Annotated in this window: 20 protein-coding genes; 14 read left to right on the forward strand and 6 right to left on the reverse strand. The window is 62.2% G+C overall.

The window, feature by feature from the left end:
* Positions 1-158: 158 nt before the first annotated feature.
* Entirely contained in the window at positions 159-1052 is an 894-nt protein-coding gene (locus HNO82_RS02180; protein ID WP_008328721.1) for a LysR family transcriptional regulator, read from the reverse strand.
* Positions 1053-1151: 99 nt separating this feature from the next.
* On the opposite strand from HNO82_RS02180, the gene HNO82_RS02185 reads away from it, so the two are divergent.
* The 3 genes from HNO82_RS02185 (at position 1152) to HNO82_RS02195 (ending at position 6123) form a co-directional block, all read left to right on the forward strand.
* On the forward strand, positions 1152-2714 hold the full coding sequence (locus tag HNO82_RS02185) for an NADH-quinone oxidoreductase subunit L (protein WP_175342585.1): 1563 nt from the start codon (positions 1152-1154) through the stop codon (positions 2712-2714).
* Between the two features lie 62 nt (positions 2715-2776).
* A complete protein-coding gene (locus tag HNO82_RS02190) occupies positions 2777-5257 on the forward strand; it encodes a YbcC family protein (RefSeq protein WP_249776915.1) in 2481 nt (826 codons plus the stop codon).
* 71 nt (positions 5258-5328) lie between these two features.
* The gene (locus HNO82_RS02195; RefSeq protein ID WP_175342587.1) at positions 5329-6123 is read left to right on the forward strand and encodes an EAL domain-containing protein; all 795 of its coding nucleotides are present in this window, start codon (positions 5329-5331) and stop codon (positions 6121-6123) included.
* Positions 6124-6190: 67 nt separating this feature from the next.
* On the opposite strand, the gene HNO82_RS02200 is transcribed toward HNO82_RS02195, so the two are convergent.
* The gene (locus HNO82_RS02200) at positions 6191-6811 is read right to left on the reverse strand and encodes a carboxymuconolactone decarboxylase family protein (RefSeq protein ID WP_008328726.1); all 621 of its coding nucleotides are present in this window, start codon (positions 6809-6811) and stop codon (positions 6191-6193) included.
* Positions 6812-7077: 266 nt separating this feature from the next.
* Between HNO82_RS02200 and HNO82_RS02205 the strand changes: the two genes are divergently transcribed.
* Complete coding sequence (locus HNO82_RS02205; RefSeq protein WP_008328727.1) at positions 7078-7446, forward strand: hypothetical protein; 369 nt, start codon at positions 7078-7080, stop codon at positions 7444-7446.
* 36 nt (positions 7447-7482) lie between these two features.
* On the opposite strand, the gene HNO82_RS02210 is transcribed toward HNO82_RS02205, so the two are convergent.
* A complete protein-coding gene (locus HNO82_RS02210; RefSeq protein WP_175342588.1) occupies positions 7483-8463 on the reverse strand; it encodes a site-specific integrase in 981 nt (326 codons plus the stop codon).
* A gap of 183 nt (positions 8464-8646) precedes the next feature.
* On the opposite strand from HNO82_RS02210, the gene HNO82_RS02215 reads away from it, so the two are divergent.
* The 7 genes from HNO82_RS02215 to HNO82_RS02245 all read left to right on the forward strand — a co-directional run bounded on the left by HNO82_RS02215 (position 8647) and on the right by HNO82_RS02245 (position 17325).
* Positions 8647-9708, forward strand: a complete 1062-nt coding sequence (locus HNO82_RS02215; protein ID WP_175342589.1) for a DNA-binding protein — start codon at positions 8647-8649, stop codon at positions 9706-9708.
* Positions 9709-9963: 255 nt separating this feature from the next.
* Positions 9964-11532: a cbb3-type cytochrome c oxidase subunit I gene (locus HNO82_RS02220; RefSeq protein WP_175342590.1), complete on the forward strand. Its 1569-nt coding sequence runs from the start codon at positions 9964-9966 to the stop codon at positions 11530-11532.
* Complete coding sequence (locus HNO82_RS02225) at positions 11529-12191, forward strand: cbb3-type cytochrome c oxidase subunit II (RefSeq protein ID WP_175342591.1); 663 nt, start codon at positions 11529-11531, stop codon at positions 12189-12191. The genes HNO82_RS02220 and HNO82_RS02225 overlap by 4 nt, the downstream gene beginning before the upstream one ends.
* Positions 12192-12200: 9 nt before the next feature.
* Positions 12201-12986: a c-type cytochrome gene (locus tag HNO82_RS02230; RefSeq protein ID WP_175342592.1), complete on the forward strand. Its 786-nt coding sequence runs from the start codon at positions 12201-12203 to the stop codon at positions 12984-12986.
* 20 nt (positions 12987-13006) lie between these two features.
* Positions 13007-14101: a c-type cytochrome gene (locus HNO82_RS02235; protein WP_175342593.1), complete on the forward strand. Its 1095-nt coding sequence runs from the start codon at positions 13007-13009 to the stop codon at positions 14099-14101.
* 46 nt (positions 14102-14147) lie between these two features.
* Entirely contained in the window at positions 14148-16322 is a 2175-nt protein-coding gene (locus HNO82_RS02240; RefSeq protein WP_283810159.1) for a heavy metal translocating P-type ATPase, read from the forward strand.
* A gap of 250 nt (positions 16323-16572) precedes the next feature.
* Positions 16573-17325: a substrate-binding domain-containing protein gene (locus tag HNO82_RS02245; RefSeq protein WP_249776916.1), complete on the forward strand. Its 753-nt coding sequence runs from the start codon at positions 16573-16575 to the stop codon at positions 17323-17325.
* Positions 17326-17337: 12 nt separating this feature from the next.
* Here the strand turns inward: HNO82_RS02245 and HNO82_RS02250 are convergent, their stop codons facing one another.
* Both HNO82_RS02250 and HNO82_RS02255 read right to left on the reverse strand, forming a co-directional pair.
* Positions 17338-18687 carry a sensor histidine kinase gene (locus HNO82_RS02250; protein ID WP_175342595.1) on the reverse strand — a complete coding sequence of 450 codons (1350 nt, stop codon included), beginning with the start codon at positions 18685-18687 and terminating at the stop codon, positions 17338-17340.
* 41 nt (positions 18688-18728) lie between these two features.
* Positions 18729-19385 (reverse strand): response regulator, encoded by a 657-nt coding sequence (locus HNO82_RS02255; RefSeq protein WP_349627545.1) that lies wholly within the window; start codon positions 19383-19385, stop codon positions 18729-18731.
* A 165-nt stretch (positions 19386-19550) separates the two neighbouring features.
* On the opposite strand from HNO82_RS02255, the gene HNO82_RS02260 reads away from it, so the two are divergent.
* Genes HNO82_RS02260 through dsbG form a run of 3 tightly spaced genes read left to right on the forward strand, consistent with a single transcriptional unit; the run spans position 19551 to position 23088 of the window.
* Positions 19551-20405: a TlpA family protein disulfide reductase gene (locus tag HNO82_RS02260; RefSeq protein WP_175342597.1), complete on the forward strand. Its 855-nt coding sequence runs from the start codon at positions 19551-19553 to the stop codon at positions 20403-20405.
* Between the two features lie 8 nt (positions 20406-20413).
* Entirely contained in the window at positions 20414-22261 is a 1848-nt protein-coding gene (gene dsbD / locus HNO82_RS02265; protein ID WP_175342598.1) for a protein-disulfide reductase DsbD, read from the forward strand.
* The gene (gene dsbG / locus HNO82_RS02270; RefSeq protein WP_175342599.1) at positions 22258-23088 is read left to right on the forward strand and encodes a thiol:disulfide interchange protein DsbG; all 831 of its coding nucleotides are present in this window, start codon (positions 22258-22260) and stop codon (positions 23086-23088) included. The genes dsbD and dsbG overlap by 4 nt, the downstream gene beginning before the upstream one ends.
* 29 nt (positions 23089-23117) lie before the next feature.
* On the opposite strand, the gene cydX is transcribed toward dsbG, so the two are convergent.
* On the reverse strand, positions 23118-23297 hold a 180-nt coding region (gene cydX / locus HNO82_RS02275; protein WP_502709265.1), incomplete at its 5' end, for a cytochrome bd-I oxidase subunit CydX.

Below are 23297 nucleotides of genomic sequence, written 5' to 3' on the forward strand. Positions count from 1 at the left end.
CTCCTGAGTTGCCAAAGTGTACGCCATTACCAGCTTGTCAATAATGGCATTAGATTGCATATAGTCGCTACTATGCTTTCCATTCTACCCATTAGTAACATTTATTGCTGAGTGGTAACCGGCGGGCGGCCAGGCATGCCCGAGATGTTCAGGCAGCCTCAGGCAGAATGCGGGCCGCCGGCCAGGAGCCGGTCCAGCAATTCGTCGTAGTGATGATGGGGGGTGGTGATGGCGAAGAAGCTTTCCACCAGCTCGCTGGTCTGGCCGGCTACCACCAGGGTGCCATTGCGCAACTCGTCCTGTACCACGACCTCGGGCAGCACCGTGAGCCAGCCGCTGTCACGGGCGATCAGACGCAGCATGGCCATGTCATCGACCTCGGCGCGCATGCGCGGGCGCACATCGTTGGAAATGCACAGCGCATCGAACTGCATGCGCAAGGCGTGGCGCGGACCGGGCAGAGCCATGTCGACCCCTTCCAGATCCTGCGGAATACGCAGGCTGCGGGCTTCCCAGCGATGCGCCGGCCCCACCACCGAGACCGCCTGGCTGCCCAGGAAGCGGCAGTGCAGCGGCCGGTCGGGATCGGAGGGGACGGTTTCGTTGGCCAGCACCACATCAAGCTGGTGCTGCATGAGTCGTTCCAGCAAGCCCTCCAGCAAGCCCGACTCCAGCGTCAGGGAGACCGAGGGATCCGAGAGCATGGGCCGGATCCAGTTTTCCTGATAGTTACGCGACAGCGTGGCCACGCTGCCCACCCGCAGACGCGTTACGCCGGCCGAGCGCCCCTCCAGCCGGCCCAGCATTTCCTGGCTGAGGCCAAAGATGTTGTCGGCATAGTTGAACACCAACTGCCCGGTATCGGTCAAGCTCAGGCGGCGACCTTCACGGATGAAGAGATCTTCATCCAGCTGCTTCTCCAGCTGCCGAATCTGGGCCGATACGGCCGACTGTGAAGTATGAAGCTCTTCCGCCGCCCGGGTGAGATGGCCGAGCTTGGCAACCCGCCAGAAATAGCGCAGATGATGAAAGTTAAGCTGTTCTAGGCGCATCGTTCTTATTTGTGAATGAATTTGTTCTCATAAATGTAATTTACAGAACGATCGATGGCAAGCATCATGATGGCATTCCAATTCATGAGGTTGCTTGTCATGACGACCATCCCGCTGATCTCCTGCAGTGCCTGGGCACCGCCCGCACTGACGATGGCCGCCGCCCTGGTGCTGGGCCTGTCCCGGCTGGCGCCGCCACGCGTCTGGACGCTGTTCCGGTTGCTGTCCCTGCTGGCCTTGCTGTGGGCCTTGTTCAATCTGGTGGCGGGCCGCGCTGGCGCGCCCTGGCCGGGCGTATTGCACCCGACCACGCTGGGGCTGGTGCTGGCCCTGCTGGTGCAGGGACTGGGCACGGTGATCGGCAGCTTCTCCGCGCGCTATCTGCAAGGCGAGCAGGGGCAGCGTCAATATGCCGCCGCCCTGGCGCTGGTGCTCACGGCCGTGCACCTGCTGCTGCTGGCCGATCACTGGGTGGTGCTCATCGCCGCCTGGGCAGTGGTCGGCCTGGCCTTGCAACGCTTGCTGTGTTTCTATCCGGACCGTCCGTTTGCACGGCTGGCCTCCTACAAGAAGAGCATTGCCGACCGTATCGCCGACTGCCTGCTGATCGCCGCCGCTGCACTGGCCTGGGCGAGCGTGGGCAGCGGCTCGTTCTCGGACTTGTGGCTGTACCTGGACCAGCGCGGCATGTCGAGCGCCTTGCAGATGAGCGCACTGTGCCTGACCCTGGCGGTGATCCTGCGCACGGCCTTGCTGCCGGTGCACGGCTGGCTGATCCAGGTGATGGAGGCGCCCACCCCGGTATCGGCCTTGCTGCATGCGGGCGTGGTCAACCTGGGCGGATTCGTGCTGGTGCGCTTTGCGCCCCTGCTGGAGCAGGCCGTCGCCGCGCGCGCCGTGCTGCTCATCGTCAGCGCCGGCACCGTTCTGTTGGCCGGGCTGGTAATGCTCACCCGCATCAGTATCAAGGTCAAGCTGGCCTGGTCGACCGTGGCGCAGATGGGATTCATGTTGCTGGAATGCGCGGCCGGCCTGTACCTGTTCGCTGCGTTGCACCTGATCGGTCACTCGCTCTACAAGGCGCATGCCTTTCTGTCGGCTTCCTCGGTGGTGCGGGAGACCCGCCTGTCGGCCCTTTACAGCGCCGCGACTCCGTCGGCCTGGAGCGTGATCCTGGCACCCGTGGTCAGTATCGCCCTGGTGCTGGGCCTGCACAGCTTGAGCCCGCATGCCGCCTGGCCGTGGTGGTGGAGCGGCATACTCGGGCTGGCCTGGGCACCGCTGCTGTGGTACTCCACGGCCAAGGGCAGTGGTCGGGTGCGCGGCTGGCTGCTGGGCCTGCTGGGGGCCGCCGGGCTGACGCTGGCCGCGCTGCTGGCCCACCTGCTGCCGCTGCATATCAACGATTACCCGCGCGCCGTGTTTGGCGTGACGGCGCTGCTGGCGATGCTGGCCCTGTATGTCTGCATGGGTCTGTTGCAACTGGCGCCGCAGGCCATGGCCGCCTGGCGCCGTCGCAGCTACGCCGGCTTCTATCTGGATGAAGCCTACACCCGGCTGGCCTTGCAACTCTGGCCCTCCAACTGGGCACCCAGCGCCCGCCGGGCCGCCACCGGGCAACAAGTGAACAATCTTGCCAGCGATGGCCGTGGCCAGGGCTGAACCCGACTCACCGGAGAATCTGCATGAACCAATTTGTCCAACATCGCCAGGCGCAGGCCACCATGCCGGTCGCCGCCTGGAACGCTGAACTGGAGCAACAGCTGCAGCAAGCCTGCCAGGATGCCTGCGGCGCCATCGCTCCGGCCTGGCCGCTGGATCGCGCCATTGCGGTCAATCCGCACTGGTCACGGGTCGGCATGCCGCTGCGCCAGGTGGCGGCGCGCATGGCGCTGCTGGGCGGCATCCAGGTGTTTCCGCCGAAGGATCAACTGCAGCAGGCCTGGGACCAGGGCCGTGTCACGCAGGCCGACCTGGAGTACGCGCTGGCGCAGTCCATCGAGGCCCAGGAGCGTGGCTTCGACGTCGCCCACTGTCTTGCCGTACTGGCCTCGGCCAGCCCGGTGCCACGCCTGCCGCTGCTCATCGATGTGCTGGACAACGACCCCCAGCGCCATACCCGGCTCTCCTGGCGCCAGGCCATCACGCACCAGGTCAGCCAGACCTGCGCCGCCTATTTCGACCGCCACCAGGCCGACTGGCAGCCCGAGCGCGGCATGGGCCTGTACGCCTTCTGGCGCGAGACGCTGGAGCACGACCACGGTATCGGCCTGCTCATGGGCCTGCCGCATATTGCCGAGGGCATCCGTACCTTGCCTGCCTGTGCACGCGAGGCCGAACGGTGGGTCATGCGGCACATGGACCTGCCACCCGAGGTCTGGGCCGATTACCTGGAGTCGGTACTGCTGACTGTCAATGGCTGGGCCTCCTGGTGTGCCTATCTGGGCTGGCAGGCCAAACTGGAAGGCGGCAGCGACGAGCACCTGCGTGAGCTGCTGGCCATTCGCATGGCGTGGGGTGCCTTGCTGCTGGAGTGCAAGGATGATGAAGCCGCCAGCCACGCCTTCCATACCGTACAGCAGGCCTGGGCACGTTCGCAGGAACGGCTGGAGCAGGTTCGCCAGGATCTGCTGGTCGATGAACTGTGGCAGGTCGCGCTGGAGGCCGGCTACCAGCGCAAACTGGCGGCCGCCTTGCTACAGCAGGATGCCGGCGGCACGCCCACGGTGGAGGTGCAGGCCGCCTTCTGCATCGACGTGCGCAGCGAACCCTTGCGGCGGGCACTGGAGGCCGTGCATCCGGGCATGCAGACGCTGGGCTTTGCCGGTTTCTTTGGCCTGCCGGTGGCCTATACGCCGCTGGCGACCGAGGCCAGTCGCCCGCAGTTGCCGGGCCTGCTGGCTCCGGCCTACCAGGTGCAGGATGTGTTCATGCCGGCCGCTGCAACCGCCGACGGCGGCGTGCTGGCCAGCGCCGTGGCACGGGCGCGGCGCAAGACGCTGGCCTTCAGAGAGCAGTGGTCGGGCAACACACGCTGGCCGGGTTCGGCGTTTTCGTTCGTGGAGGTGGCGGGTGTGACGGCGCTGGGCGGCTTGTGGCAATGGCTGCGACCGGGTCAGGCCGAGCGTGCGCGCGATGATCTGGCCGGGCTGCCGGCGCGGTATCGCGACCTGTGCCGGCCGCAACTGGTCGGCGTCCCGCTGGAAGACAAGGTGGCGCTGGCCGCCCGCGTCCTGCACGCCATGGGACTGGACCGCCAGGTGTCGCCGCTGGTCCTGCTGGTCGGACATGGCAGCCAGTCGGCCAACAACGCCCACGCGGCGGCGCTGGATTGCGGGGCCTGCTGTGGCCAGACCGGCGAAGTCAACGCGCGTACGCTGGCGCAACTGCTCAACGAGCACGACGTGCGACGCGGCCTGCTGGAGCGGCAGATCTTCCTGCCTGAAGAGAGCCATTTCCTGGCCGTCCTGCACAACACCACCACTGACGAAATCGAAGCCTTCGATCTGGACCTGCTGCCGACGGCCGCGCGGTCGCGCTGGCAAGCCCTGCAACCGGTGCTGGCCGAGGCCGGTGATCGTGTGCGCCGTGAACGTGCGCTGCGGCTGGGCATGGATCCGACCCAGGCCGCACCGGTGCTGCTCAAGCAATTGCGTCGCCGCGCCAATGACGGCGCCCAGACGCGTCCCGAGTGGGGCCTGACCGGCAACGCCGCCTTCCTGATCGCGCCGCGCGCGCGCAGCCGTGGCCTGGATCTGGGCGGACGCTGCTTCCTGCACGACTACGATGCCTGCCAGGATCACGACGGCAGCGTACTGGAGCTGCTGATGACCGCACCCATGCTGGTGACCCACTGGATCAACTGGCAGTACCACGCCTCCACCAGCGACCCGCTGCGCCTGGGAAGTGGCAACAAGCTGCTGCACAACGTGGTGGGCGGCACCATCGGCGTGTTCGAGGGCAATGGCGGAGATTTGCGCATCGGCCTGTCGCGCCAGTCCCTGCATGATGGTCAGCAGTGGATACATGAGCCGCTGCGCCTGACCGTGGTGATCGATGCCCCGGCCGAGGCCATCGACGCCATCGTCACCCGCCATGCCATCGTGCGGCAGTTGCTGGAGCACGGCTGGCTGCACCTCTGGCGCTTTGGCCAAGAGGGCCTGGAGCAGTGGCGGCGCGAGGGCTGGAGATCAATTGCTTTGTGAAACTTCTGGTATCGTTGGCGAGATGATGTAGCATGGATGCCGTTTTGCAAACCATGATTGCCGGAGAGAGAATGATTCCCATACTCCCAGCCTCCCATGCCAACCCGGGAGAGGACGCTGCGCGCCGCTCCTGCGAGGGTTGCTCGGAGGAGGGCACGCTGGACATCGAATTCGAGTATGCCTATCAGCCCATCGTGCGCCTGTCCACGCGCTCGGTGTACGCATACGAAGCGCTGGTGCGCGGCCCCCAGGGGGAGCCCGCCCATACCGTACTGGCCCAGGTCAACGACGGCAATCGCTATCGTTTCGACCAGGCTTGTCGCACCAAGGCCGTGGAGGGGGCGGCGCAGCTGGGCATGACGCAGTTCCTGTCGATCAACTTCCTGCCCAATGCGGTCTATCGTCCGGAGGTCTGTATCCAGAGCACCTTCAAGGCGGCGCGCAAACATGATTTTCCGATCGAACGCATCATCTTCGAGGTGACCGAAGGCGAGCGGGTGGACGACCGTCCGCATCTGGTGAACATCTTCAAGGAATACAGCCGCTTCGGTTTTCGCACTGCCATCGACGATTTCGGTGCCGGTTATGCGGGCCTGAACCTGCTGGCCGAATACCAGCCCGATCTGATCAAGATCGACATGGACCTGGTCCGCAACATTGATACCGACAAGCCGCGCCAGGCCATCGTGGCCGGCATTGCCGCCATCTGTCGTGAGCTCGACATCGAGATCCTGGCCGAGGGCGTGGAGACCCGTGCCGAACGCGATCATCTGGCGGCACTGGGAATCGACCTGATGCAGGGGTACTGGTTTGCCAGACCGGCGTTCCAGTCGCTGGGGATCGTGCCTGAGACGGCCTGGGAATGACTTCTCCAGACCGGCGCCGGCAGTATTGAAGCAAAACGGCCTCCCATGTGGGAGGCCGTTTTTTCTCTTAGTCGGGGAATCGCACCAGTCGCTTGGCGTCCTTGGGTGTCTGGTATTGCGCGACATTCATCTGCATGGCCAGCAGCGTGTAGTAGGCATTGATGCCGGTGAGATCGACCACGCCTTTTTTGCCGAAGCGTTTTTCGGCGCGGGCAAAGGTCTGGTCGGAAACACGCTTGTTGCGATGCAGTTCGAGCGAAAAGTCATAGACGATCTGTTCATCCTCGCTCAGGCCTTCCGGACGGCGGCCGTCGGCGATGGCGGCGGCCACTTCCGGCTTGATACCGGCCTTGATGGCGATGGGATAGTGCACGTACCACTCGTAATCCTGGGTCCATTCGCGCGCCGTGATCAGAATCACCAGCTCGCTGAGGGTGTTGCCGATGGCCGACTTGTAGCGCAGGTAGTCGCCCATGGAGCGCGCCTCTGTCATCACCTGGGGACTGTGCATCAGGGGTTCGAAGGGGCCGAACACAGGCACCTTGCGCGCAGCGAGGAATTCATCGGCGGCTTTTTTCTGTTCCGGCGTGTACTGATCGGGCGGAATCACCGGCAGGCGGTCCGCAGCCTGGGCTACGGCGGCCGACAACAAGGTGGAGGCAAGGGCAATGCGCAGGAATCGGTTCATGAAGGTCTCTGTCTCTGAATATTGATCTGGTTATGGGGGCCGTCGATGGCGCTGGCGGCCATGGATGCGGCGGTCCCAGCATAGGCGAGCTTGCGCGGAATGTCTTGCCAACTCTTCATTTGAGAGTGCGCGAGTGTGAATGTCATACAACATCGGCAGGCGCTTGCCGATTTCACTCCCATCATCAGGCAGGGGAGAGTCGATGGTGTTGGCCGTGCGGCGCGGCTACAATCTCTGCCCGGCAAACAAGCAATGAGACCCTCTCGATGAAAAACCACGCCGTACTCCCGTGGCTGGCCCTGCTGCTGGCGCTGGGTGGCTGCGCCACCGAAGCCTATCGCGCCACGGAGAGCCAGTGCGCTCCGGCGGCCTATGCGCAGTACCCGATCATCCAGCAGACCCGTATGGAGATGCGGACCCGCGCCATCCAGGTGCCGACCGGACAGACCCGCTGCAGCTCGGTGGTCAACGGCAATCGCACCGATACGGTATGCCAGGACATCCTGCGCACCGAGTATCAGCAATATCCTGTCTACGTGACAGTCGACATCAATGAATATGGCCGCAACCAGGTCATTGCCGCCTGCGCGCGCAGCCAGTGCGTCAAGACGCACGGCAATCCGGACTGCGAGTAAGTCTTTCCGTGCGTCTTGCGTTGACGCGGGCTGATCCTATGGCAGGTCAGCCTCATCTGCTGTGCCCAATGTGGCGGGCTGCTCCGGCAGCAGGCGTTCCAGCATGGCGCGGTGGTAGGGGTCTTGCGATTCCACATAGCGTGCCGCCGAATGAATGTTTTTCCATCCCACGTACTCCATGAGGGCGCGCATCTCCCAGCCGTTGGCGCTGGCCCAGCTGGCAAAGCCGCGGCGCAGTGAGTGCGAGCTGTAGAGATGGGCATCGTCAATGCCGGCCGAACTCAGGATCCGCCGCAATAGCGGAATGATGCTCACCGCATGGATTGCCTCTTCGCTGATGCGGCCCCAGCGATCGATACCGCGGATCACCGGCCCGCTGCTCAGGCCGCTGACTGCCAGCCAGTCCAGATAGGCCGCCACCGGACACAGCCGCGAGAGCGCCGGCGTCTTGTAGGTGCTGCCCTTGAGGTTGCGGTCGGTCTTGGTGCGCGGCAGGTGGATGCGCATGCCTTCGCCTGCCACGGCCTCGATGCGGGCAATATCCAGGCGCGCCAGTTCGTCGCTGCGAAAGCCCCGCCAGAATCCGATCAGCAGCAGGGCCTTGTCCCGCGTATGGCGCAGCAGATCGGTGAAACGAGACTGCTGGCGAGCCAATTCGCGTTGCTGGTCGAGATAGGTCACGGTTTGTTCCAGGGCGGCCAGTTGCAAGGGCTTGGCCCGCTTTTCCTGCGTCGGGTGCAGCTCCTGGATGCCGCGCAGCATCTTGCGCACCACGGGCGCCTTGGTCGGATCGGGAAACCCCTGGTCTACATGCCACTGCCCCAGTGCCGAGATCCTCTGCTTGAGGGTGTTGTGCGCCAGTTTTCCGGCGTGGTGGGCCAGATAACGCAAGAGACTGTCGGCCGTGGCCGGCAGGAAGCCTCCCCATTCGACTTCGAAGTGACGCACGGCGGCGCGATAGCTGCGGCGCGTGTTGTCACGGGTGGCAGCGTGCAGGTAGTCGTCAATATCGATCATGACAAGGGCGCAATGAAGGGGCATTACAGCCCGATGAGAGGATCTCGGGCGATTTTAGCCGATAAGATTGAATAATGATCCAATATTCAATCTTAATATTAAAAAGATAATCAAGGAAAAATCCTTGAATATATTATGTAATTACGTATTATGTAATACATTATCAAATAACGGATTGGAACCATGGCACGCACCGGCCTCTACAAATCGGAAGTGAAGAAAGCCCGTGATGCCTTGCTGGCACTAGGCCGTCATCCGTCGGTGGATGCGGTGCGGGTGGAACTGGGCAATACCGGTTCCAAGACGACCATCCACAAATATCTGAAAGAACTGGAAGAAGAAGAGGGTGGCCAGGACCGGCCGCGCAGCATCAGCGACACCTTGCAGGATCTGGTCGGTCGCCTGGCGGCCCAGTTGCAGGCCGAAGCCGCGATCCAGGTACAGACCGTGCGCGCCGACGCCGAGGCGGCGACGACGCGGATGCGCCAGGAGCTGGAGACGCTGCGTGCGGCCCATGCCGAGCAGGGGTTGCGTCTGGGCCAGACGCAACAGGCCCTCATTGCCGAGCGCGCCGCGCATGACAAGACCCGTGAGGAGCGCCAGGAACAGGCTGCCGTTGTCCGCACGCTGGAGGTCCGTCTGGCCGCCTTGCAGGAACGTCTGGACGAGAACGAACAGCATCGCCAGTCGCTGGAAGAAAAGCACCAGCACGCACGCCAGGCCCTGGAGCACTACCGCAGTGCGGCCAGGGAGCAGCGCGAGCAGGATCAGCGGCGCCACGAACAACAACTCCAGAGCCTGCAGGCCGAGTTGCGCCAGTTGCGTCAGGAAGCGGTGATTCGCCAGGAGGACATCACCCGCCTGAACCAGGAAGGCGTGCGCCTGATCGCCGAGTTGTCGCACAGCCGCCAGGCGCTGGCTGAGCAGCTCACGCTGGCAGCGCGTCGGGAGCAGCAGCTGGACTCGCTGCAACAGGTCGCCTCGGCCAAACTCGTGCTCGAGGCGCAACTGGCTGCCAGAAACGAAGCCTTGACGCAGTTGCAGTGCCGTCTGGCCGAGGCGCAACAAGATGTCGCCATCGCACGCCAGCAATGGCAGCAGGGTGAACGCGAACTGGCCGCGTTGCGCGCCAGGCTGGAGACACACGAGGCGCTCCTGCAGCAGTGGCGTACCCGAACCGACACGGAACCAATGCGAGAAGAAGAAAAGAATGAGCGCATAGCGCCAGGCACTGTCGACCCTTGATGTTCCAGGGCAGGGTGGCCGACGCCACCTCAGGTGGAGCAACGATCATCGTTGCTTGCCGGGAGGCAGGACACTCAAGATCATCGCTCTGCACCGCAATCGTTGGCTTGCGTTAACGTTCATTTAATCCTGCCGTACTAACCTCCCTGCATTTAACAAATAGCGATAAAAGGGGACGGTGGTCATGTATCACTTTCATCATGGCAGGTGGCGCCGTTTGCCAGCGACGCCGAGGGCATCATCGGGGGTGGCGGCATGAATACCACCATTGGTCTTTTGCTGTTGCTCAGTTTCGTGGTGTCACTGGCGGCGCTCGGGACGCTGATCTGGGCGATCGCCAATCACCAGCTGAACGTCAGCCGGGATGATGCAGCCTCGATTTTTCTGAAGAACGAAGCCGGCCAGTTTGACGCGCCTTCCATTGACGCTTCATCCGGCGATGCTGCGCATCGGTTCGACGCACAGCGCGCTGGCATTGATGCTCCCGGCCGTCGGGTGGTGCTGCTGGCGGCCAGCATGTCCATCGTGTTCCTCATCGCGGGCTCGTTGTTCGGCGTGCTGGCCTCATTGAAAATGCACATGCCAGATTGGCTCGCCAGCAGCGCGTTGACCACTTTCGGCCGCGCTCGCACCATCCACCTGAATCTGGTCGCATACGGGTGGCTATCGGTAGCAGGCGTCGGCGTGGCCTTGTGGCTGATTCCACGTATTTTTCACACGCCGTTGCGGCGTCCTGCAATGGCCTATGCCGGCGCCTGTCTCTGGGTCCTGGGCGTGATCGCGGGTGTCACTGCCATCGGCGCTGGCTGGAATGATGGTCTGGAGTGGCTGGAGATTCCCTGGCAGATCGATATCGTGCTGGCCATTGGCGGCTTTCTGTTGGCCTGGCCGGTCGTCGAGACGGCCTGGCATCGCCAGGTACAGCATATCTATGTGACGGGATGGTACTTCCTGGCCGCTCTGGTCTGGTTCCCGGTCTTGTTCATCATCGCCAATCTCCCCGGCGTTCACATGGGAGTGCAGCAAGCCACGATGAACTGGTGGTTCGCGCACAATGTCCTCGGCTTGTGGCTGACCCCTCTGGGCGTCGGAACGGCCTACTACCTGATTCCCAAGATCATCGGCAAGCCCGTGTATTCATATAGCGTTTCGCTCCTGGGATTCTGGGGCCTGGCGCTGTTCTACAGCCAGGTGGGCATTCATCACCTCATCGGTGGACCAGTGCCGACCTGGGTTGTCACTCTCTCGGTAGTCCACAGCGTGATGATGTTCATCCCGGTGATCGCCGTGGCGGTAAATCAGCATACTACGGTGATACAGAATTTCTGGGCTTTCAGGCAATCCATGGCGCTGCGCTTCGTCTGGACCGGTGCCCTGATGTATACGGCAGCGTCCTTCCAAGGTTCTCTGGAGGCGATACGGGCGGTCAATTCGATTACCCACTTTACGCACTACACCGTCGGCCACGCGCATTTGGGCGCCTATGGATTTGTTTCATTGGTGATGTTCGGCGCGTTCTACTACATGATGCCCCACCTGACCGGCAAGCCATGGCCGTGGCCACGCATGATTGGGCTGCATTACTGGCTTACCTTGCTAGGCTTTGGCATTTATTTCGTGGCATTGAGTGTGGGAGGTTTCTTCCAGGGAATCGCCTTGCTCGATCCAGAGGCCAGTTTCGCCCGTATCACTCAAGACCTCATGCCCTATCTCCAGGCGCGTTCGCTCGGTGGCAGCATCATGACCTTGGGCCATATTCTGTTCGGAGTACATTTCTTCGCTCTGCTCATGAGCAAGGGATCGTTCAAAGGAGCTGCCGCATGAACCGTATCACTCCTTTGATGCTCGGGGCGCTGCTCATCTTGGTCTTCGCCACGGTGCTGCTGGTGCTGTTGCCGGGATGGCAGGTGCGCTCGATATCGGCACCGCCGCAGCTCAAACCTTACGACGCACAGCAACTTGCCGGGCGCGAGCAATACGTGGCCAACGGCTGCGTCTACTGCCACAGCCAGCAGCCACGTTCGGCCGGACAAACGCTGTCCGATCTGGCGCGCGGCTGGGGTCGTGCTTCGACCCCGGGAGACTACGCCTATGATGCACCGCATCTGCTGGGCACCATGCGTACCGGCCCGGACTTGCTCAATGTGGGTGTGCGACTGCCTTCACGGGACTGGCATCTGACGCACCTTTATCAGCCTCGCGCCATCTTTGGCTGGAGCATCATGCCGTCGTATCCCTACCTGTTCGAGATCAAGAGCAAGGCTGGACCGGGTGACGTCGTGGTCAAACTGCCAGCGGCCTGGCAGCCTAAAGAGGGTCAGGTAGTGGTGGCACGCAAGGAGGCGCTGGATCTGGTGGCTTATCTTCAAAGCCTTAATCGCAGCTATCCGACTGATCTGAGCGAGGAGCGTCTGCGGGATCAGGGTTATAACGGTGCGGGGACATCCGGCACAGCAACCAGCGCTACAGGCGCTGCCAATTAAGGAGGGGCCATGTCACGTCAGAATAAGTCGGTCCAACGGCAGCGACATCAGGTGGACGAGAGTTTCGAGCCATGGGAACGCGCGCGTCCCATCCCCATTTTCGTATTGGCGATCCTTATCGCCTTGGCGACGTGGGGGGCAATGACCTATTGGCGTGGTTTTGTCCCATCCCCCGCTGCTCAGCCAGTGGACGCATCTCAGCAAGCCCAGGCCTCGTTCGAGCAGGTCGATTCGAGCGCCCCTGACGTCGTGCGCGTGGGCAGTGCCACGGTTTGGAGCTGCGCCTCGTGTCATGGAGGCCAAGGGCAGGGGAGCGGTCAGACACCGCGCTTGGCGGGATTGTCGCAACGCTACATGAGCAAGCAATTGCGCGATTTCGCCGAGGGAACAAGGCTCAACGAATCGATGCGCTACGTTGTCACGCAACTCAGCGCTGAAGAACTGGCTGAGGCAGCCCGTTATTACTCGGGTCTTGCGCCGCTGGCGCCGTCTGCCTACGCCAGCGTCGATCCTCAGAGCCAATCGCTCAAGCGCGGCAAACACCTGCAAGAAGAAGGTGATTGGGACCGCAATATTCCCGCCTGCTTCACTTGTCATGGCAAGCAGGCCGAGGGTGTCGGCGACGACTTCCCTCGTTTGGCCGGTCAGCAGCCTGAATACCTGCTGAGCCAATTGACGGCGTGGAAGGGCGGTGCACGGCACAACTCGGCACAGGCGCTCATGGATGACATCGCCAAACGCATGAGCAACGACGACATGTGGGCCGTGGCCCAATATCTGGCCACCTTGAAGTGAGCCGGCACGGAGAAAAACTCATGGAAACTACCGAACCCGGCATGACCTCCCGCATGTCCAGTCGCAAGCGCGCCGCTCTGGCCGTGTTACTGGGCGGCTGCATCTTTGCTGCCGGTTACGCACTATTGCACACTGGCGTCGTGGAGCAGCTCTACTCAGCGCTGGGAGGCAAAACGCCTGGGACTCAGGCAGCCCCGATTTATTCGCGCGCCCAGATGGAAGAGGATCGCAAGAAGCTGCAAAACGATCCTCGCTCGGATCGGCCGCGCACGCCGGTGGATGCCCAGGGATTCTACATTCCGCCCAGCGAGGCCTCCATTCCCAAGAATGCCTACGGCGACGCGGTACGGCGCGGCCGCGCTATCTTCACTGAAACCGGTCTGCGTGTGAAAGACCATGTAGGCAACGCCCTGGCATGTGCCAACTGTCATCTTGATGCCGGGCGTCGTCACGATTCGGCGCCGATGTGGGGGGCTTACGGAGCCTATCCGGCATTCCGTGCCAAGACAGGCGCCATCAGCACGTTGGAAGACCGCATCATGGGCTGCTTCACTTATTCCATGAACGCCCAAGGCTCGTCCAGCGGCAGCCCGCCCGCCGCAGGCAGTGACGTTTATCGTGACCTGATGACCTACATGGCTTGGATGGCAAATGGCGCGCCAGCCGGTGAAAAACTGCCAGGAGCGCTTTACCCCAAGCTTCCCAAGCCAGCCTTGGCCTACGATCCCAAGCGTGGTGCTACCGTCTACCAGCAGAACTGTGCCTTGTGCCACGGTTCTCAGGGGCAGGGCCGGACGGAAGCGGATGGTACCGTTCGTTTCCCGCCGCTGTGGGGTGCGCAATCCTACAACTGGGGAGCGGGGATGGCGCGCATCGACACTGCGGCCGGCTTCATCAAGGCCAACATGCCGCTGGGCAAGCCCAATTCGCTGAGCGATCAGGATGCGTGGGATGTCGCGGCCTACATCAACAGCCGCGAACGTCCCAAGGATCCGCGCCAGACCGGTACAGTGGCCCAGGCTGCCGAAAAAGATCACGCGGGCGAACAAAGCTATTACGGCAAGATGCTGGAGGGCAGGCTGATCGGTGTAGGTACCAGTGCCAGCGGCGGCTAATTTCATGGATGCAGCCAAACTGGAACAGGTGCGCAGCGCTGGCCGCATGGTGTTTTCAGTACAAGGAATGTGGTGCGCCAGCTGCGCCATGGCCTTGCAGCGAGCCCTGGCGCGGGTCAAAGGCGTACGTGCGGCTCAGGTCAACTTCATTTGCGGCGCGGCAGTGCTGACCTGGCATCCTGAGAGTATCGACTTTGCAGCACTGCTGCAGCGCGCCGCCAAACTTGGCTATCCGCTCACGCCGTCGCAGGATCAAGATGCGGCTGCCCACGCCTTGCACAAGCAGGCCCGGCGCATCCAGTTTCGTCTTGTGGTCGCGGTCTTTTTTGGTATGTGGAGCATGCTGGGTTGTTGGGTGTTGTACCTGGATCCCGGCCTGGCCCGGGCACCGGATGGGCTGGTCATTGCCTGGCTGGCGCTGCTGGCCGCCTTGCCTGTGATTTTTTACTGCGGCCACGATTTCATGCGCATGAGTATCCGTGCCTTGCGCACTGGTCTGGCCGGCATGGATACGCTCATTTCAATGGGTGCGCTTGGCGCATTGCTGGTGTCGCTGCTCAATCTGCTCAGAGGAGACAGCACCATCTATGTAGACGCATCAACGATGCTCATCAGCTTCCTGCTGGCGGGGCGTTTGCTTGAACTGCATGCCAGGCAAGCCAGCGGTGCCGCGTTGCAGGCCCTGGCACAACTGGCACCGGAATCTGCCAGCCGTGTCAACGCCGCCAATGAAGAAGAAATCGTCCCGCTGTCTCAACTGCAGGTCGGCCAGAAGATCAGAGTACGCGCCGGCGAGCGTATCGCCGTCGATGGCATCGTGTTGGAGGGAACATCACTGCTCGATGGGGCCTTGATGTCAGGCGAAACGATGCCGGTGCAGGTGGTGCCGGGCGCGACAGTACAAGCCGGCTTCGTCAATCTGCTATCACCCTTGCTGGTCAGGGTGGAGGTGCTTCAAGGCGCGCGCCGTATTGATCAGTTGGGCTTGCGTATGTTGGAGCTGTTCGGCCAGCGCAGCCAGCTATCGCAGTCTGCCGAGCGCTTCGTGCGCTGGATCTTGCCCCTGATCTGCTCGCTGGCGATCTTGTCCGTTGCGCATCGATGGTGGGTGGGCGAGCAGCTCTTGCCCGCTGTCGTGGCAGGCCTGAGCATGCTGGTGTCGGCCTGTCCCTGCGCCGTCGGGGTATCTGTACCGCTGGCCTATGCAATCGCAGCACGGCGCGCGGCGGCCAATGGCATCCTCTGGCGTGATCCGGCCAGCATCGAGGGGCTGGCATCGGCGCGTGTGATCGCGTTCGACAAAACCGGCACGCTTACCAATGGCACTCTGGAGATCGATCAAGTGAGCGTGGCCGAAGGTCAGACGCAAGAGCAGGTCCTGCGCTGGGCCTGGGAGGCCGAATCCGGGGTCATCCATCCGGTGGCAGAAGCTCTGCGTCGTCATGCCGTCAACCGCCATTGGACGTTGGCTGCCGCAACAGTACCGGTGCAGCGTCTGTCCTGGGGAGTGCGGATGCAGCTTCCCGATGGACAGTGGCGTCTGGTTGGCGCGCGTCCGTGGCTCGAACAAGAAGGCGTGACAGGATTGCCCCCCCTGCCTGAGCGCACCGGTAGCGTTCACGTGGCACAAGGCGGCCTCTGGCAGGGTAGCGTCTCTTTCAAGGACGTGTTGCGCACCGATACGGGCGCGGTACTGGCATCGTTGTCGGCGCAGGGAAAGAAACAAAAATTGTCCTTGTGGCTGATCACGGGTGACAGCGCCCAGGCGGCGCACGAGCTCGATACGGCCCTGAATCATCCTTTTGCTCGCGTACTCAGTGCTTGTTCACCGGAAGATAAAGCCACCGCCATCGCCGGGGTGGCCCACTCCGTTTTCGTGGGGGATGGCGTCAACGATGCACTGGTACTGGCCCGCGCCGCCTGCGGGATAGCCGTGCCCGGGGCCAGCCAGGTCGCCGTCGGCGCGGCCGGCATGGTCATTGCGGAAGGCGGGCTGGCGCAGCTGGCTTGGGCTCGTCGCTACGCACGCCAGACCTGCAATGTTGTGCGCCAAAATCTGCTGTTTTCCATCATCTACAACGCAGGCATGGTGATCTTTCTGTTCTTTCACGGTGTCACCCCGTTTGCAGCGGCGCTGGCGATGTTGGCCAGCAGTGTCTCCGTCATGCTCAATGCCAGCCGCTTGAGCTGGTCAAGCCGGAGCAATCAGCCTGCCGGCTAAAAAAGTCCCGTATTACGCGCAGCTCATGGAATAAAAGGCCGCTTTGGGCCGTATACCTCATCGATCCCTCCGGGGACACCCTGTGCAGGCAGCAGCATCAAAGCGCTGTCGGGCAATTTCTCTACTTAACCATGGTCATGGAGTTCTCGTGAAAAAAACAACGGATTTAACCGCATTCAATACCTTCGTGTCCGCATATCGCATGCCGGTGCTCGGACATGCGCGTCTTTGGCGTCGGGTCAGTCTGGCGATGGCAGCGTTGCTGGTAGCGGCCAGCAACGCTGCATGGGCAGCTGACGGGGCCGTGCTCAAGGTCTATGGTCCCGGCGGTCCGGCACCGGCGATGAAAGAAGCAGCTGCCAGCTTCTCTGCACTCCATCATGTCCAGGTGGACGTGGCTGCTGGCCCTACCGGTCAATGGGTTGAGGTCGCCAAACAGGATGCCGATGTGATCTTCAGTGGCGCCGAGAACATGATGTCGGACTTCGCCAAAGCACTGCCGGGAGCGTTTGACCTGCATGAGGCTGAACCGTTGTATCTTCGTCCGGTCGCCATCCTGGTCAGGCCAGGCAACCCCAAGGGCATTCGGGGCTTCAAGGATCTGCTGCGCCCGGGCATCAAGGTACTCACCGTGGCGGGTGCCGGCCAGACAGGGTTATGGGAGGACGTGGCCGGCCGTACTGGCGATATCGAAACGGTCAAGACCTTCCGCAAGAACCTGATAATGCCGGAAGCCGGCAATAGCGCACTGGCCCGCGAAATGTGGACGAAGAATCCGGACATTGATGCCTGGCTGATCTGGAACATCTGGCAGGTCTCCAATCCCGCCCTGGCCGAACTGGTTGCGGTGGAAGAACCCTACCGCATCTACCGTGACGTCGGCGTGGTACTGACCATGCGCGGCAAGCAGTCACCGCAGGCGCAGGCATTCTTGACTTATCTCAAGTCCGATGAGGGCCGCCGCATTTTTGCCAAGTGGGGATGGCTGAGCACGGCCAAGTAAGCCGCGCGTTTCTCAATCACGGTGGGGAGAGGCAGGGTAGTAGCGCTTGAACACCACTGTCGCCACGGTACCTCCGCCAGCACGGGGAAACAGCGCAAGGCTACCCTGGTAGCGTTGCAGGATGCCGTTGACGATGGCCAGGCCGAGCCCGCTGCCTTGCACCTTGGCTGACTGCGGCCCGCGCCAGAAGCGGCGGCCGACCTGCAGGCGATCATCGTCACTGAAGCCGCAGCCGCGATCAAGCACGCGCAACTCCACCTCATCGTCGCGCAGGTCACACTCCAGTTCCACCCTGCAGTGTGAGGGTGAGTAGGCCAGGGCATTGTCGATCACATTGCGCAGCACCGTGCCCAGAAGAACCTCCGGCATGGCGATCCGTGCTGACTCGCGACCTGCATCGAGCGCTTCAATGCGGGCAGTCAGGCGATCGCTTTTCATCGCTGGCAAGCTCCTTGCCACTGACTGCAGCACCAGGCTGAGGTCACTTATGGCATGGGGATGTGTGTCGCCATCAATCCGTGCCAATGCCAGCAACTGCTCTATCAGATGCTGCATGCGCTCGACGCCCTGATGGGCCATGTCCAGCGCTTCATCCAGTTTATCCGGCTGACCAGGTTGCTGCCGGGTCATCTGGGCAATCTGCAGATGCAGTTTGATGGCGGTGAGTGGTGTGCGCAGCTCGTGGGCAGCGCCATCGGTGAAGCGTCTTTCCAGCATCAGCGCCTGGCCGATCTGAACCACCAGCCGATCTACCGTGCTGGCAAATGGCAGTAACTCAGTTGGGCATTGCTCCTGCGGAAGCGCACTCACATCCTCGGGATTTCTTCGCTCCAGTCGCTTGCGTAGTCGCTCCAGCGGCGCCAGTCCCCAATTCACGCCGAACCACACCGCCAGCAGCATGCCGACAAAGGCAATCGCAAAGGGCAGGGCGGCGGCCAGCGCAATCTCGCGCAGCAGACCTTCCCGGCTGTCGATGCGGTCAGCTGTGGCAATGCGCATGCCATTGTCTTCCAACACATAGGTGCGCCACAGCTTGCCACCAAACGTGCTGACCCCATAACCCAATGGCAACTGGTTCAGGCGCGGGCTGCCAGCGGTCCGCGCCAGCGTGCGCTCGGCCACCTCACCACGCATCAGGCTGACCTCGCAGGCCAGGCCATCGCGGCCGATCACGTCCAGCGGCATGGTGCGGCCCTGGCTGGGAAGGTTGCGCGGCATGGTCGCCATCAGGCCGGCCACCATCCGCGCCGAGGATGCCAGCCGGTCATCCAGTGCCTCGCGCAGATGCTGGCGTACGTCCAGCAACATCCACAGCGATACAGCGCTCCAGAGCAGCAACAGCGACAGGCCAATGATGGCCATGAGGCGCAATCTCAGGCTCAGGGCGGGACGGCCGAGGGTACTCATTCGATGTCCCCGATGCGGTAGCCCAACCCGCGGATCGTCTGAATCGACTGGCTGCCCAGCTTGCGGCGGAGGTGGTGGATGTGCACGTTGAGTGCGTTGCTGCCTACCGGATCGGCAAAACCGTACAGGCTGCTATGCAGCTGTTCGCTGGTGAAGATGTGCTCGGGATTACGCAATAGCGCCAGCAGCAGGGCAAGCTCACGGCGCGAGAGGTCAACCTCCTGGTCATCCACCCAGACCTTGGAAGCGCTGGGATCGCACCTGAGTCGACCATGGCGGATGATATTGTGAGTGCGCCCCTGGCCGCGACGGACGATGGCATGCAGTCGGGCCACCAATTCGCTCAGATCAATCGGTTTGACCAGATAGTCGTCAGCGCCGGCCTCCAGCCCGGCGACACGATGCACCACGGCGTCACGCGCACTCAGGATCAGGACCGGCATGCCGATGCCACGCAGGCGCCAGCCATTGAGCAAGGCCTGGCCATCGCCGTCGGGCAGACCCAGGTCGAGAATGCAGATGTCGAAACTGGAGGTGCTCAGGGCGGCATCCGCCTGGGCCACCGTGAAAACCCGGTCAACGGTGATGCCATGCAGTTCGAGCCCGGTCTTGATCCCGTGGGCGACCAGTTCGTCGTCTTCAATGACCAGCACATGCAACTGAATTCTCCTGTGAACGTTAACGCAAAACATGATGATAGGGGCTTTGCTTCCGCCCGGGGAAAAACAGTTGGTACCTGTCAGCCAATTAATTCTGGCTTAATCGCGGTGCGCTAAGGTAATGGCCATGAACAGTGAAAAAGCAAGTCGATCTGCCCTATGCCTGATGTCTTGGCGATAGGTCCGCTGGCCGTGAACGCGCACGTGCTGGTGGCGCTGGCAGCGCTACTGATCGGGTTGATGGTCACCCAGGGGGTGGCACGCCACCTGAAGACCAGCGATGCCGGGATGGGCTGGTTGCTGCTGCTGGCCGTGGTGATTGCACGCGGCAGTTTCCTGCTGCGCCATCTGCAGGAATATCGGGAGGCGCCGCTGTCCTTGTTCAATCTGCGCGATGGCGGCTGGGATCCGATCTCCGGATGGGTGGCTGCCTTGCTGGCGATGTTGTGGCTGACGCTGCGGCGGCGCCGTCGCAGTCTGCCGCTCTGGGCAGGCCTGTTGAGCATCACCTTGGTCGCGGCTGGCGGGCAGTGGTTTCTATGGGTCCAGTCCAGGCAACGCACGCTCTCCCAGCCTGCTCTCCAACGGCTGCCACCCATGACCTTGCCGGCGCTCGACGGCGGTATGTCAGACCTGCGGCAATGGCCTGGCAAACCGTTGTTGATCAATTTCTGGGCGAGCTGGTGCGGGCCCTGTGTACGCGAGATGCCGATATTGATGGCGGCGCGACAACGCTACGGCAATGTCCAGTTCGTCTTTGTCAACCAAGGGGAGAGCCCCGCGCAGGTGCACACCTTCCTGCAACGCGAGGGTCTGCCCACCCAAGATGTGCTGCTCGATACGCAGCTGGCATTGGGGCGTTTTTTCGATGTGCGGGGCTATCCCGGCACTTTGCTCTTCGATTCCAGCGGCCAGAAGATCGCCAGCTGGCAAGGGGAGTTTTCACAAGCCACTCTGGCGGAATTTCTGCGGGCACTTAGTGCGCCAGCAGTCGCGTCAGCCTCGTCTCCCTGAGTCTGTTCATGCTGTCATTATTCAACCGCTTGCTGTGGTCCTGGCGCTGCCCTGTATTCGCTTTCCTGGCGTTGCTGCCCGTCACCTGCTGGTCGCTCGCCCTCCAGCCATCGGCCGTGATCGGCGACGCCCAGTTTCTTGGTGCCGAGCAAGCCTTCCACTTCCGACTGGACCAAGTGGGCGATGGCAAGCTCCAGCTGCGTGGGCAGATCGCCGATGGCTATTATCTCTATCGTGACCGTATTGAAGCCGTCAGCCTTGACGACGGGAAAAGCGTTGCGCTGGACAAGCCTGAGGGCGAGCGCAAAGACGACCCCAATTTCGGCGTGGTCCGGATTTATCGGCACGAAGTTCTGCTCACCTTGATCGCTCCGGTTAACGGGGACATCGAGCTTACCTGGCAGGGCTGTGCCGACGCCGGCCTATGTTACGCCCCCCACTCGCAGCGTATCCAGCTCCCTGCTGCCGCCGATGGCGGCAATGCACAGGCGCACACCTTCGATTCGCAATCTCTGGCCCAGGCCGCCTGGAGTGGTGGCAGCGACATCCAGATCAGTGATTTTCTGCAACGTTCTTCCTTGCTGGTGCTGTTGCCGCTCTTCCTGCTGATGGGCATGGGAATGGCCTTTAGCCCTTGCGTACTGCCGATGGTGCCGATTCTCTCCAGTATCGTGGTCGGGGCCAATGCGTCGCGGAGGCGCTCGCTGATGCTATCGCTGGCCTTCGTGCTACCCATGGCCCTGGTGTACGCTGCCATGGGAGTGGCCGCGGCCTATCTGGGAAGGGGATTGCAAGCGCTTCTCCAGCGCCCCGAAGTGATGCTGGCCTTCGCACTCGTGTTTGCGCTCCTGGCCCTGGCGATGTTCGGCTTTTATAGCCTTCAATTGCCGGCCTTCCTGCGTACCCGGCTTGAACGCCACTCGCCGCGCGGGGGATCCCTGACGGGATCTGCAAGCATGGGCGTGTTGTCGGCGCTACTGGTCGGGCCATGTATGACCGCCCCACTGGCCGGTGTACTGCTCTTTATCTCGCAAACCGGCAAGATGCTGGATGGGGGCTTGCTGTTGCTGTCCTTGGGCCTTGGCATGGGCGTACCACTGATGATTGTCGGTACACTGAGCAGGCAACTTCTGCCCAGGCCTGGAGCGTGGATGGAATGGATCAAGAACGCTTTCGGTTTTGGTCTGCTGGCCATGGCGGTGTGGACGGCACAACGTGGCCTGCCACCTGCAGTTGGCCTGGCGCTGTGGGTATTTTGGCTAGCCAACCTGACCGTGGCTCTCTATGTGGGCGCTCAGGGGTTGCCTGCGCGCTTGCGCATACCGGTGCACGCCGTCGCCGCCGTGCTGGGCTGCTGGGGCGTGCTTGCCACAATCGGCCTGGCCGCCGGGCAACCTGATGCCTTTCATCCGCTAAAAGAAATATTGTCGGCCCGGCGCGCTGTCGCGCCTGCGCAGGCTGGACCGACGCTTGCTGTCAGCACGTTGTCCGCCCTCAGGCAACAACTGACTGTTACGGCAGGACGCGGCCAGGCGACCATCGTTGATTTCAGCGCGGATTGGTGCACTGCCTGCCAGACCCTGGAACACCAGGTATTGACCGATGCGAGCGTGATCGATGCCTTGCGCGGCATCCAGCGTATTGAAGTCGATGTCACCACTACCGGCACCGCCCAGCAGGAATTGATGCAGGCGTATGGCGTTATCGGACCGCCGACCTTCCTGTTTTTTGATGCCTCTGGCAAGGAGCGGCGTGATCTGCGATTGGTGGGGGAATTCAATGCTGCGCAACTTGGCCGGCGACTGCAACGTCTTGCTCAACATGGCCTCAGTGCCGATTACCAGGAATTACCATGACCTTATCTTCTTGCTCCCGCCGAATGCTGACCACGCTGAGTGTGCTGGCCATGCTGCATTCAATTTCGGTCAACGCTCAGACTGCACCGAAGACACCGCCCACGCTCAAGGCGTTGGAGCAGCAGGGCGTGCACTTCGTGGCCGACACGCTTCCCGCCCCCAGGGGCATGAAGGGCTGGGCCGCCTACCATGGCCAGCAGCCGCTCGCTTTTTACGTGACTGGCGATGGCAACGTCATCATGGGTACCTTGCTGGACTCCGAAGGTGAGGACATGACCAGCAAGCCTTTGCAGGATACCGTTCAGGCAGCGATGATGGATGGCATCTGGAAGCAGGTCCAAAAAAGCCATTGGGTGGCAGAAGGCAGCCCCTCAGCCCCTCGCACGCTCTATGTCTTCACGGATCCAAATTGCCCTTACTGCACTCAACTCTGGTCGGAGACCCAGCCCTGGGTCAAGGCGGGAAAGGTGCAGATCCGCCATATCCTGGTCGGGATATTGACCAAAACCAGTCCCGGGAAGGCAGCCGCCATCCTTGCTTCGGCCAACCCGGGCAAGGCGCTGACGGCCCATGAGACGGCGTATTTCGAAGCGCGCCAGAAGCAGGCAGCAGATGGCCGGAAAATCGACCCGGATGGGCAGGGGATCGCTCCATTGGATCGTGTTCCGGCCAACATCTCCCAGCAGCTCGAAGAGAACACCCGCATGATGCTGCAGCTGGACTTGCAAGCTACCCCCGCGCTGATCTGGCGCGATGCGTACGGTGCAGTGCACATCAGGCAGGGAGTGCCGCAGGGTGATCTGAAGAAAATAATGGGACCTATCTGATCTGAATAATGTCCTCAGATCAGACCAGTTCAGCGTCGTTGCCTTCGTTCTGCGTGCATGCGCGCATCAACGAAGCGCGCATGGGTTTCCTCGGCCTTGCGACGGCCGAAGGCATAGTTGGCTTCCAGCCACATGACGTTGATGATGCCGAAGACCAGTGCCAGGCCGATGCCGAGTATCCAGGCGAAATACCACATGATGTTCTCCTC

Origin of the sequence: Herbaspirillum sp. C9C3, from assembly GCF_013359625.1 — a bacterium.
In the GTDB taxonomy this organism is placed as follows: Bacteria; Pseudomonadota; Gammaproteobacteria; order Burkholderiales; family Burkholderiaceae_D; genus Herbaspirillum.